Raw genomic sequence first — 13,642 nt, forward strand, 5'->3', positions numbered from 1 at the left:
TCTTCAACAACTCCAATATTAATCAAGCGGCTCTCACTTTTCATTAGTGAACGCCTTTGTTACCAGGCAACGCATCCTTACCCGCAAACCGCCGTATTGTTTGGATCAACTGGGTCTCATGAGTCTTTGCTGCAATCTTAGCAGGGAATTTTTTTCTAATTTCCGACACCAGGTTTAGGTTGTGTCTTTTCATAAGTGTGCGGATTTGTTCTTGTGCCCTGATAGATTGTCCTAATCCATTAACACCTCGCATACTTTCTCCAACTTTAAATACGTGCCCTGTACGGGCGTCTCGAATCAGATATACATGTGTTTCACCTTGGTAAGCAACACTATTTCCATGCGGCCTTATACGAGGGGAAACTCTTTCCATGAGTTTGACAACCCGCAATTGGTAACCTTCTCTTAGATTTCGCTCCACGCCTGACTTAAAGAATTTCTGACCCACGGGACTTTGGGCAAGGGAGAGTAAGGCGGGCTGGCTCAGTTCCACAAGCTGTGGACCCACCCGGGCAAATACCTTCCCACCAACACATACGACCCCTTTAAAAGCCTGCGCTCCCAATAGGCTTAATACTGCCGCCTGCGTCAGGGTCGTCGCGGCTCCGGAAACACCCGCCCGTTGATAGGACTCGTACGTCTCATACAACGTACACAGACCACCCGCCACCAACAGCGTCGTAACAATAAAGTTATTATCAAGCGCATTTGCTGACATCCGCGATGCCACTGCCGGATTTCCTCCCACTCCCGCCCCTAACGTTGAAAGAACCTGCGCCACATCCCGATGAAACCGAACCTGGGATTCATTTCAGTTAATGCATAATTTGTGAACAAGACCTAGCTGATTAACAACCGGTCAATTCTTTGACACGCTTCCACAGTTTCAGGAATATCCCCATACTTTGCCCGCTCAGACACAAATGCCCTATCATCCAACGTGTATTTTTTACACACGGCTATCAGTGCTTCCAAAGCGGCTACCATAAATATGTCTTGGAGGAGGATGGGATTTCTTTTGTCTAAAAAGGATAAAATCGCCGAATTTAATCCAACAGAAATAGGTAAATCCCCGTGTTTTTTATCAATTTTCCGAAATATTACATTTCCTGAAGATTCCCCAAATAGATAAACGACACTAATCCACAGAAATTTATCATTAGGTATAACCGCTGACTGACGAATAAGTTTGTCCATTACTTCACCCGGCATCGGAATGGGGAAGCTAATTTTCGTTGGAGTTATGTCTACTGCAGAAAATCCAATTACACGGTCAAACGCATTCTTCATTAATGAACTCCCTTGTTACCAGGCAATGCATCCTTACCCGCAAACCGCCGTATTGTTTGGATCAACTGGGTTTCGTAAGCCTTTGCTTCAGCTTTTGATGAAAACATCTTTCTAACATGAGAAAATGTCTCACGGTTGTGGTTCCTTAACAATCGCCTCACCTGTTCCTCAGCACGATGCGACAATCCCAGTTCATTAACACCTCGCATACTTTCTCCAACTTTAAATACGTGCCCTGTACGGGCGTCTCGAATCAGATATACATGTGTTTCACCTTGGTAAGCAACACTATTTCCATGCGGCCTTATACGAGGGGAAACTCTTTCCATGAGTTTGACAACCCGCAATTGGTAACCTTCTCTTAGATTTCGCTCAACGCCTGACTTAAAGAATTTCTGACCCACGGGACTTTGGGCAAGGGAGCGTAAGGCGGGCTGGCTCAGTTCCACAAGCTGTGGACCCACCCGGGCAAATACCTTCCCACCAACACATACGACCCCTTTAAAAGCCTGCGCTCCCAATAGGCTTAATACTGCCGCCTGCGTCAGGGTCGTCGCGGCTCCGGAAACACCCGCCCGTTGATAGGACTCGTACGTCTCATACAACGTACACAGACCACCCGCCACCAACAGCGTCGTAACAATAAAGTTATTATCAAGCGCATTTGCTGACATCTGCGATGCCACTGCCGGATTTCCTCCCACTCCCGCCCCTAACGTTGAAAGAACCTGCGCCACATCCCGATGAAACCGAACCTGGGATTCATAACGCCTCAGGGCTTCACGACTCACGTGTTCCGAACTTAACCAGGGCTTATCACGGCGAATTTCTTCCCGAATACGACCCACCTCAACCACTGGATCAGGAGCTGTAGCCTCAATGACCATTTCCCCAATAATCGCACCAATCCCTCCGGACAAAGCACCCCGCAGAGGATCATCCCTACCCAGAATCGCCCCACCTGACGCACCTAAGGCCCCATGAAGAAGTTTATGACTGACATAACCAAGACCACTCTGACCACTTCCAGGGATATACGCACCCCCGATGGCCTGGGCAGCTGTGCCACCAAACACATCCACAACACCACCGGTCACACCCGAACGAAACGCCTCAACCGGATCACGACGACCAATGCCTATCTCCAAACCCGTCGTAACAGGAACCTTAACAGCCGATGCGCGCACACGCGAACCAAACGTAACAGAAGGACCCGTAACACCCAAACCATCCAACACACCAGCCGATAAAGCACCAACACCCATACCCCGCAAGCCATCACGACCAAACGTCGAACCAATACCCTGACCGAGACTGCCGCTGCCAATACTGTTCGCTGTAATGGTTGAGGCCGCCGCCGTAATACCACCGGCTATACCCGATGAAACCGAACCTGACGTCCCCAGAATACCTGCCAACCCTTCAGACACACCTAGCCCCTGCGTCAACAGACCAACAGCAAGACCCGCCGCTGTGCTAACCGCATAGCCCGCACGACGACGCGTATGACGGCGATCATAATGACTGTCATAAACAGGCATCATCACAGGCGCAGATTCCACCGGGTACATCACACCTGTGCCATCACCCATCCGGGTAGTGATAAGATCAACGCCTCCACGTAACCGGGACAACCGCGCCCTGACTGCGGGCCACACAAACCGCGATTCGATCAGTCGTGATCAGGGAGTCCGTAGTGGTCTTCTATAAGATCATCATAATAACCAGGGTCTTCATGATAAAGTCGCCAGATAAAGCGTTCAAAGGAGTCCTCAATCTTCATACCGCTAGAGGTCCAAATGGCGTTCGCATTTTCTGACAAAGGTCTCATAACCAGAAACCGATACGAATCAGCTATCTCAAAGAAGGGTAAATCCCCAGGCATCAATAAATCAAGCGCGTCATGATTGATCCAGTGATCTTCATACTCTATCGGTTCCTCAAAAGGAGTCTTCCTGTGATCAATAATAGCCTTAGCAAAACGCGCCACCACCCGAGGTGGAAGAATCTCATTCGCACTGTAAAATTCATAACCTTTTGGTGGAAGGATCGGGGAGCGCAACATACCAAAGCCAATTTCTGTGTAAAACTCTCTTAATTGCGGCGGAAACGTGATTCCCATTTCTCTTTCTGCACCCTCAATTTCTTCAAAAGAAATTGACATAAACCAGTTGTCATTATCACCACTGCCCCCTGGTTTAAATTGCCGTAAATATTGATACGCCATTTGTTATTCTACCTTGTCTAGCAATCTTCTCAGAGGGGCTCTCGCTCCATGGACGCCCCCTTGATGGTGTCGTCCAAACTCAAGAGGTTTCATGTTCCACCACTGGTGGGGACCGCCCACTTGTTGGGGAATGATGTGGTGAGCATCAACTTTCACGTTTTTCATCTCTCCTTTGATCAAACGCATTTGCCGTGGCCACACTTGCCCTGTATTGCTTTCCCATTCTGAAATCAAGCGATTTCTCGTTGATCGCGTAAACTGATTGGTGTGCATTTGTTTGGCAACAGGATCTAACTTCTTAAACGTACCTGTTCGCAGGGCATTTGCCAATGCTGTTTTTTGGGGTTGCATAAATCGAAACCCTGATCGTACCTCCATATCACGAATATAATGCGCCACCGTCGTTGCCCAACGCATATCTCCCGTGCTTCCTACAACCTCAACGCCTGACTTAAAGAATTTCTGACCCACGGGACTTTGGGCAAGGGAGCGTAAGGCGGGCTGGCTCAGTTCCACAAGCTGTGGACCCACCCGGGCAAATACCTTCCCACCAACACATACGACCCCTTTAAAAGCCTGCGCTCCCAATAGGCTTAATACTGCCGCCTGCGTCAGGGTCGTCGCGGCTCCGGAAACACCCGCCCGTTGATAGGACTCGTACGTCTCATACAACGTACACAGACCACCCGCCACCAACAGCGTCGTAACAATAAAGTTATTATCAAGCGCATTTGCTGACATCTGCGATGCCACTGCCGGATTTCCTCCCACTCCCGCCCCTAACGTTGAAAGAACCTGCGCCACATCCCGATGAAACCGAACCTGGGATTCATAACGCCTCAGGGCTTCACGACTCACGTGTTCCGAACTTAACCAGGGCTTATCACGGCGAATTTCTTCCCGAATACGACCCACCTCAACCACTGGATCAGGAGCTGTAGCCTCAATGACCATTTCCCCAATAATCGCACCAATCCCTCCGGACAAAGCACCCCGCAGAGGATCATCCCTACCCAGAATCGCCCCACCTGACGCACCTAAGGCCCCATGAAGAAGTTTATGACTGACATAACCAAGACCACTCTGACCACTTCCAGGGATATACGCACCCCCGATGGCCTGGGCAGCTGTGCCACCAAACACATCCACAACACCACCGGTCACACCCGAACGAAACGCCTCAACCGGATCACGACGACCAATGCCTATCTCCAAACCCGTCGTAACAGGAACCTTAACAGCCGATGCGCGCACACGCGAACCAAACGTAACAGAAGGACCCGTAACACCCAAACCATCCAACACACCAGCCGATAAAGCACCAACACCCATACCCCGCAAACCATCACGACCAAACGTCGAACCAATACCCTGACCGAGACTGCCGCTGCCAATACTGTTCGCCGTAATGGTTGAGGCCGCCGCCGTAATACCACCGGCTATACCCGATGAAACCGAACCTGACGTCCCCAGAATACCTGCCAATCCTTCAGACACACCCAGACCCTGCGTCAACAGACCAACAGCAAGACCCGCCGCTGTGCTAACCGCATAGCCCGCACGACGACGCGTATGACGGCGATCATAATGACTGTCATAAACAGGCATCATCACAGGCGCAGATTCCACCGGGTACATCACACCTGTGCCATCACCCATCCGGGTAGTGATAAGATCAACGCCTCCACGTAACCGGGACAACCGCGAACGAACCGTAGAAGACATAAATCCAGAAGCGCCACCACCAAGACCAAGCGCCCTCAGCGTATGATCCAGTGTATCAATACCTCGATCCACCGTGGCAAGAACCCCTCGCGAACCCACAGACACCAGCGCATCGGCACTGACCCCCACGCCCCGGGGGGCATTCGGCGAATGAATATCATCAATGGTTACCGCGCCCAGCGCAACCACACGACCACCAACCGGACGATGCCTATGAAAACCAGCATTGTGCGTGCGAACCCGCGTCTGGAGAGCCCCTCTCTTGACCTGCGTCTCCTGATGTTCATGCCTATGCGATGAACCTGATACCACAGCGGTGTCACACAAAAGACCCAAGGTACCACCTGCTAAGCTAACACCCGCTAAAACAGACCCCGAACCAGCAACAACCAAACCAGGCGTGCCATCCAACAACTGTATGCCCTGTGTTTTGACACTCTTGGTGTATGATTGATGCTTCTTGCCATATGACATCACCTGATCCGTATCTTCCGTCGCAGATGAATACACCCCGCCCGCGCCAGCAAGTAACACAGGACCCCGTGACGCATATCCCACAGGACCATGGGTCATCACACGCCCTTCGTCACCAAGAGCCGCTACAACAGGCCCAGACGCACCCGTCGTCTCATGGAGAGAGCCTACGTGGCTTACGTGCACACGCTCATAGCGCGTCCTCCCATGGCCAGACGCGTGTGTGAACACAACACGTTGGGATTCATCAATAAGCTCCGCGCCAGAAGCCAAAAGCGTGCGTGGAGCCCGTGTGTGAATTGCACGCAAAGACGCCCGTGATTCCTTTCTTTGAGGGATCAATGCAAGGTGGTTTCCTTTGCCTTCTGGAACCAAAATCTCTGCTGCGCGCTGACCAGAACCAAGATCCGTCGCCTGGGGCGCCGTCGCAATCACAGGAATCAACGCCTGGACCGTTTCATCATAGACCCACCAACCACTCGCTTGGTCGAAAAATTCCGGTACACCCTGACGCAATAAAGCGCTTAACGCGGCGCCCGTCGCTAAAACATCACTACCAGATACGCTGGCCAGGGTATCTGGTGTACCCGCACCCTCATCTACAGACCCATCGCCTAAGAGCTGGGGATCACCATTGAGTTCAGGAAGCCGGCGCGTAATGACATCCACCAACCCATGGGCATTACTACCAAGGAGGTTCGCTTGACTATCTGTATGATTAAAGACAAGGTGCATTCCAGGAAACCCCGCTTGGTTGATAGCTGTTCCCGTGAGAAGACCCAAGAAGTGGGGGTCCATTAGCAAGGGAACACCGGTGGGTTGTGTGTGAGAGAATTTTCCTTTGTAATAAAAAGGCCAGTTTACTTGAGGAGTGGCCATCTTAAGGGGGTAGCGCAACCGATGCACAAGAGAACCATCGCCTGGAGCAGGAGTAAGCACAAGAGGGCTTGAGGGGTTAAATAGTGTGTCCAAGCGCACAAATGGTTGGCGTGTTTTCATATACCCTACGCCACCTATTGCCATTAGCTCATCATGAATAATGCGCACCTGTGGGCCAACGCAAACACCACCCAATCCCACATTATCCGCCTGAAAAATAAGACCCGATGATGATGAGAACTCTGTTTGCGCCGTGCCTAAATGACGCTTATGCGTATAGCGATATCTTTCACTGCCTGCGCGCCACCCACCCATATACCAACATACTTCATCTTTGCTTAAGTAATAGGGGCGAGGGTTGCCGCCATTGTGTGCATTCAAAAGAATGTGTGCGTGGGCAGAAGTTGCCCTAATGTCTGCGATGAAGTCTGTTCCCAAAAGGGCAATCCCCAAATTCACCGCCCGTGCAAACGTCATTCCCATACGCCCATGAATCTCAAAGACGGACTTGGGGGTAGTGGGACACTCTTTGTAGATATTGTCGTACCCATAAGGAGGGCCACCAATATTCTGTTCCCAAGAAACAGCAAAACCTCCGTTATTTTCAGCATTTACTGTTAAAGAATCAACAGCCCCCAATAAATTTCCCCGCTGATGATGTTGCGATGATATGACCCGCCATTCTCGAGACCAAACACCCTGTGACTCCAACCATGTGTGCAGATACTTTTCCTGCACATCTCCCGCTTCTGAGACTGTGCAAAATAAGTCATTCCCATAAAGCGTTGTTTGTTTGGTGGGATCCCGAGATGCATTACTCCCCAGCCGTTGATCGTTGAGGGTATGAAAGCCACCCCCTTCAACAGCCGCGATAAGACCGCTTTGAAAATCTAGCGCCCCTACGAGAAGGCTCAGCGCGCCACACCCTGATTCCATCTGTGGGTAGGTAGTCGCCACGTTGTCACCAATACGCACAAGGCGATTACCGAGATAAAGCGCCAGTCCCTTTCCTGCACGAATATCAGCCCTAATATGAAAGTCAGGCCCTGCAGGCATTGCCATACCTTCCGGATCAAGGGCTGATGCTCGTAGTCCCTCATAAACATCATCGCGTGCAGGTGCCGAACCGGCAGAATCAGTTATCGCACCAGAGCCCGATGAAAGGCCAGGAATGTTCATAGACGCTTCACGTGCCTTAGCAAGACCATACGCAGCATCCAATCGTGATGAAATATCCTGCGTATTAGCGCCAGATCGATGAAGGATCACGTGCGCCGATGACACAAGAGGAGTCGTAAGATCCGTTGCTTCCCCCACATCCACATAAAGTCTATCAGTCACAACCACACCGGGAAAACTCGGCTTTTCTCCCACAATTTCCCCACGATCAATCGTATCATCCGTTGATGAGAGCCATGGATCGGTCGCCGCCTCAGAGGCATGTACCAAGGCCTCTAATGATGTCCGCAGTGTCTTTACATACACATGCCCATGGCGGGTCCAACTCCCCGGAATCTTTTCAGGAAGTGTCGGGATATGAATGTGGCTCTCGCCTCCCAAAGATTCAATGATCTGTTCAGGAAAATTTCCGGTGGGGTTTTCTTCAGCCGCAAAAGAACACACCGCGTTTATGTGTGAGAATGATAGATCTGCATAATTCTTCAGACGGGTGAGGGACATTGACGTGACTAAAGCGGGTGCGTCGTTACCCACCGGTACGTCAGAACGATGCCGGACACTATGGAGTGTATGTGCACGGATAACACCGTGATTATCAACGACTCCCCTCCCTTGCAGAGGAAGCGTTAGATCATGAGCGCTTATTGTTCCTGTGCTTTCATTCACGTACTGAGGGGTGTGTTCACTCCTCTCCTCTGACGAAGAAGAAGAACCACTGGTTGTGCCACCAAGAGTAATGGATGATCCCTTGATTACTCCCCTATTGTTCCACGATCCTTGAACAGTAATCTCAGATGCCCTTTCCTGCGTACCTTGTGAACAAGCTGCCTCAACAAGGCCTCCGCTCTCATTAGACATGTGCGCACAATGCGTCGCTATCATTGTTGCTGTGAGTGATCCTGCGTTGCGTATCTTTAGCAAGGAAGGAGAGGTACGCAATCCTATTTCCAGGAAATCGGCCTCTACACGGGCTCCAGGGTCCAGTGCTATCTCTGACTGCTGATGCAGCTTAAGGACACCATCCAAAAGTGGGGCTATCGCCCCACCAGTCAGAACCTGCAAGCTATCCCCACGAATCAGAGATCCAGCCAGCACACCCGAAACCGTACACTGAAAAATGGTTGCTTCGTGGATACGTGCTGTGCCAGCTAGTGTAACCTCACGTCCCGTTAGTACACGCACGCCCTGCTCTTCGGGGACTTTTGTTGCATCATCAAAACCACACAATGTGCTACCCTCATCCAGACGTAGGGATGATGCTGTAAGGCGATCAACACACACACGTCCCCCACCAGACAATGTATCCGCATGAAGAAAATGGGCATGGACATCTCCCGAAGCCGTAAGGGTTCCCACGTTCACCTCACGGGCAACCACACGTCCACCCACCGGAACAATCACTGGTAAAAAAGGCGAAGACAGCGTTGTGCCACAAAAATTATACACCTCAATCCCATCTCGGCTTAGGCCAAGCTCCAGCGTATGACCATCGCCAAAGCTTACGGTCTTCTTCTGCCCGATCCTGACAACAAAAGGCTCCGTCCGTCCCCGAACCATAAGCTCCCACACCGATCCTTCGCAGGCTTGATCTCCCATAACTCCCTTTGCATCAGATGCCTCATCATCAGATTCAGACAAAAGGCTTGTGGACGAAAGAAAAGACAGCGGCGTTCCTAACACACGCGTCTCAAAGACAGGTGATGCAGAACCATCTTCCCGATCAGAATCCTCTATGCTCTTTAAAAAAGGGCGAATTGAATCAAAAACGACATCAAACGTAGGGTGAGCCTTTACCGGTGTTGGTATCACACATGCGTGGATATAAGCTATCGTCACAAGCAAGGAGCACATCCGCCGCCATAAAGGTATCGAGGCGTGAGGAGGAATAGGGTTACCTTCGTGAGGATGATGAGAAGAAATGGATGAACGCATAGAACTGTTACTTTCAAAATATGTCAGAAAAACACTAGTCATCAAAAATGTATATTGTCTAATGCTATTTTTGCATGCATTGACAGTATTTGAAATTGACATAATTGCACTCGCAATATTCTACGACACTCTTCCAAGAGAAAGACAAGCAAACTATAGGAGAAAGATGTCTTCATCACAGACATATCCGCAAACGTACGCAAGTCTCCCCGTTAAAGGTGGTGCAACGACCCCATCAACCAAAGATGCGTTACGCCCTCGCAGGATGCGCATCATAGAGACAATCAAGGTCTTCAATGAGCTCGCTCGGGGGGCTAAGTTCCGTCAATAGATTGATAGATCCTTGCTATATTAGATTTATGCGTTATTCGCATGATGAGCCCACGCACGGCAGATAAAAATCAACCACGGTGCTATTTAAGCGGTTTAGTTACCTTCTAAGAAAAAAGCCTGTGAAATACTTTTCCTATGCCCCTATAGGGAGAAAGCAAGGGGGGAACACCAACACCTTCAATGTTATAGCCTTCATAACTATTCGATCGAATATTAAACTGGGTATAGCGTATCGCTGTTTCAATGGTTTTGTTGGAAGGAACTTGGCTGAGTGATAAGTCTCCCAAAATTTTTGTTGTTAAAAAAGCCCCTACAGAAGTCAGATGAGGAAGAAAGGTCCTCCATTCTTGAGGTGTTGTCCGCTGATAAGCGGCCAAGTAAAAAAGATATCCAAGAGAACTCAGCTGTCCCAGATTCGCCAACAGGTACTTTTTCCTCATCCAATTATCCGCCAACTGTTCTGAGGGAAGAATCATCATGGGAATCCCCATTTTCGGGGGAAACTCTTCTGCTGATTGTCTAAACCACCCGCGTGTTGAAAGAAATTTTGAAGGAAAGAAAGAAAGAATATTTTCACGCCCGATGGAAGCATGGATATCCTCAATAGCATCTTGGGGAAGCCGTGTCGGAGAAAACCCTATCACACCGATTGTGTTACTTTGATGGTGGCTTGGGTAGCGCCTGGCAATAGAAAGGCCTCCTATTCCCCCCAGCGTAGCTTCCCTTCCTTCTCCAATCAAATAAATGCGTGTGGTTGCGCTCAGCGTATGCACCTTATCAAGCTCTGGCAGAAGCCGTTCCGTAAACATCTGTCCAAGCGATTCATAGTTACGAGCGCATGTGTCTGCCTTTCCTCCTGCTCTCAAAAGAGAAAATATTAGGGCCCCTTCTCTCTTGTGGACAAAGACGTGTGTTGCAGCTGTTCTGTCGCTATAAAACAAAAGTGCGCCATCCGCAAACGTACGATGATCAGACTTAAAGTGCCTCACCACAGACATCACTTCATCAACTGGGCGATCAATAAGTGGCTCCATTGCCAAGGAGGCGAAGCAAGCCTGCGATGCAATTGATAACATCATCAGTCGTGCAAATTTTCTTAAAAACATGTGGTTTTCCTTTAATTATAAGTGACACGACGGTCACTTCTGTTGATCGTTCTCCTAACATCATCAGCCAGTGTTTCGCTCAATCCGCTCAATCCAGTAATATGCCCCCCTATACGCACAACGCGGGGCCTATGGGCCAGGGTGATACCATCAGCTTCGTGCAAATAGGTGGATGCATTTCTCTTGCGCAAATAATGATTTGTGAGACTTTTAACTGCAGATTCAGGAGAAACAATATCCCGCAGTGATCTCACAAATCCTCCCACTGTATAGCCAGTTGCTGTCACTGCAACTTCAGCAGCTACGCCCGTCCCCACCAGCAAGGCCGTAGATGCCCCAGCTGCTTCCAGAAACATCGCTCCCAGAATGAAGCCACCACCTGTCGCCACTGCTAAAGTTCCCATCCCCAAAACGGCAGCTACTGTGCCAAATCTTGGCCAGCCTGACGGGGGGGCATAATCGCTAAAAACATCATGATCTCTATCAATGGCCCCCAGCATTTGCAACAGTTGCACTGAAAACGTGGCACAATTCAAAACGGAGGTACGGTACGTATGGGCCCCGCGCAAACAATAAAGCGGAAACTCTTCCGCTCGCCCCGTCTCACACGACGATGGCAACCGCCTGAGAGTGTTAATGGAAGCTATGAGATCATTCAGAGTAAAAGCCCTCTCTAATGTCCACTCGAAAAAAGAACTGCTCATCCAATCTTTGTGCGCATGGCGATGCCCAGCCCCACTCCTCATATGATAGCTTGCCCATCTTTTTAAGACTATCTTATCCTCATCAGCGGACTCAAGGATGGCTGCCGGATCGGGGAAATATCCATAGGTATGTTCCCTGGAAAAATAATCCCGATCATGAATATATGTTACCCTTACCTGAGATTTTTTCGCACCAAGTATTCCGGGTGTTGCACTGTTCCCTTTAACGAGACCTGGAACACGTCGTAGGGCAAATGTGACCTGAGCTGCCCAAAGATAGCCCCCGTCACTTCCATCTGAATTCTTATATATATACTTTCGTGTACCACAAGGACGTGTTTCAAGCATAAGGGCAAGCCCTCGATACGCACCACAATCGGTATCACCATTTTGACCATCAAACACCTGAAGACGGGCTACTGTTTCAAGTTCGTTTTTCCCAAGATCTATCGCTGCTGTTGATGCCACCAAGTGACTATGGAAAAAACCAGCTACTATCACACAAGCACTAACATAGAGAGTATAGGGTTTCATGATTGAACTCCTCTTTTCAAAGCAAAAAGGTTATGAGAATAAAAATTTGTATATTTGGGTAAATAGACTATTACTCGGTGCGGAAATTACTGAGGGCAAGTCATCCATACACAGACTGCCACTTCTTAATTTCACCTGAAAATGTTTATATGCACGTAACGCACTTTTCTCATGGACACTGTGACACCACATCAAAACAGAAAGAGGAGTACCTCTGAAAAAACGCCATGCATCACGAGCACCCTCCGCACGACGCCAACAACATGAGTGAAAAACCTTTTGAAATCCTAAAGAAAGAATGTCCACCTCGATGGCAGAGGTTGGGATGGGGATGTTATACCCAATACCCATTTTATACCCCAGCAATCCTGAAGGCATCCCAGGAATAGGATCATTGACTGCATAAAAATTAAGCACATTTGCTTTGAGGAGTGTATGTCCTTCAATGTGCTCAACAAATGCCTTATCTCCTAACTGTGGACAAGCGAAGGTTAGGGTCTTTAGTTGATTGGGCTGAAAGTCAATGATACCTGATTGCTTTAATTCAATTGCAGAAAGCTTTGCCAGTGCACCCGCTAGACTATGGCCGCACACATAAAAATCATTCGTAGATGCCTCACGATAGTCCTTCATTAGACTGTTTAGCGCCTTGGCAAAATGGGGGCGTGTGGATGCTGCCGCCTTGGCAAAACCGCGATGAATCTTCCCAGGGGTTCCTCCATAACCAAATTTTGCAGCAGGAACTAGCTTCGCATCAATATCGGTAAAAAAATCAGAAAAGCAATGACTTCCTCGGTAAGAGATGACTGTACCAAAATGGGCATTGTACGCGAGGGAACCCATTACATGCGCATCTTCTCGCAGGAGATGGCCCGTCGCCCCCTTAAATGGATAAATAGTCCAGCGATCGGGGCCTTCTCCTGCTACCATGTAGCTAACGCTTCTCCCTTCTCCAAATCCTGCAATTTCATAGGAAGAAAGGGTGGCTTTCACCACCGTTGAGATCTTTGCCGGGTGTACGTCAACAGCTTGCTCATACATACGCCGGGCCTCTGAGGCACAAAGTTTTTCACTACACCCCAAAAAAATACAAACAAAGACTAAAGTCACACGTAAAAAAGGATACATACCAGGTCCCTCAATTAAAAATTGACTGTCATTGAAAAATGTACATTGGTCGTTGAGATTGTCAATGTGGCAAATAAGGCACTCTTTTTTTCATAAAAAACCAGTATTTTCTTATTTTTTTATAAAATACT

At 49.2% G+C, this 13,642-nt stretch carries 9 protein-coding genes; 1 reads left to right on the plus strand and 8 read right to left on the minus strand.

The annotated features are described in order from the left end of the window. Positions 1 to 43: 43 nt before the first annotated feature. The 5 genes from H6849_00865 to H6849_00885 are packed head-to-tail and all read right to left on the minus strand — an operon-like array spanning position 44 to position 9,706. Positions 44 to 781: a hypothetical protein gene (locus H6849_00865; GenBank protein USO01588.1), complete on the minus strand. Its 738-nt coding sequence runs from the start codon at positions 779 to 781 to the stop codon at positions 44 to 46. Positions 782 to 840: 59 nt separating this feature from the next. After that, the gene (locus H6849_00870; protein USO01589.1) at positions 841 to 1,290 is read right to left on the minus strand and encodes an immunity protein 39; all 450 of its coding nucleotides are present in this window, start codon (positions 1,288 to 1,290) and stop codon (positions 841 to 843) included. Beyond that, on the minus strand, positions 1,290 to 2,924 hold the full coding sequence (locus H6849_00875) for a hypothetical protein (protein ID USO01590.1): 1,635 nt from the start codon (positions 2,922 to 2,924) through the stop codon (positions 1,290 to 1,292). Before H6849_00875 ends, H6849_00870 begins: the two co-directional genes overlap by 1 nt. A 38-nt stretch (positions 2,925 to 2,962) precedes the next feature. Next, positions 2,963 to 3,517 (minus strand): SMI1/KNR4 family protein, encoded by a 555-nt coding sequence (locus tag H6849_00880; GenBank protein USO01591.1) that lies wholly within the window; start codon positions 3,515 to 3,517, stop codon positions 2,963 to 2,965. A 3-nt stretch (positions 3,518 to 3,520) separates the two neighbouring features. Then, entirely contained in the window at positions 3,521 to 9,706 is a 6,186-nt protein-coding gene (locus tag H6849_00885; protein USO01592.1) for a hypothetical protein, read from the minus strand. 166 nt (positions 9,707 to 9,872) lie between these two features. Here H6849_00885 and H6849_00890 point away from each other — a divergent pair, with 166 nt between their 5' ends. Further along, positions 9,873 to 10,037, plus strand: coding sequence for a hypothetical protein (locus H6849_00890; GenBank protein USO01593.1), 165 nt, complete (start codon positions 9,873 to 9,875; stop codon positions 10,035 to 10,037). A 106-nt stretch (positions 10,038 to 10,143) separates the two neighbouring features. Here H6849_00890 and H6849_00895 read toward each other — a convergent pair whose 3' ends face one another. The 3 genes from H6849_00895 to H6849_00905 are packed head-to-tail and all read right to left on the minus strand — an operon-like array spanning position 10,144 to position 13,511. Beyond that, positions 10,144 to 11,145, minus strand: coding sequence for a hypothetical protein (locus H6849_00895; GenBank protein ID USO01594.1), 1,002 nt, complete (start codon positions 11,143 to 11,145; stop codon positions 10,144 to 10,146). An 11-nt stretch (positions 11,146 to 11,156) separates the two neighbouring features. After that, positions 11,157 to 12,383, minus strand: coding sequence for a hypothetical protein (locus H6849_00900; GenBank protein USO01595.1), 1,227 nt, complete (start codon positions 12,381 to 12,383; stop codon positions 11,157 to 11,159). Between the two features lie 30 nt (positions 12,384 to 12,413). Then, a complete protein-coding gene (locus H6849_00905) occupies positions 12,414 to 13,511 on the minus strand; it encodes a lipase family protein (protein USO01596.1) in 1,098 nt (365 codons plus the stop codon). Positions 13,512 to 13,642 lie beyond the last annotated feature (131 nt).

It is taken from the genome of Alphaproteobacteria bacterium, from assembly GCA_023898725.1.
Classification (GTDB): domain Bacteria; phylum Pseudomonadota; class Alphaproteobacteria; order JAUHZC01; family JAUHZC01.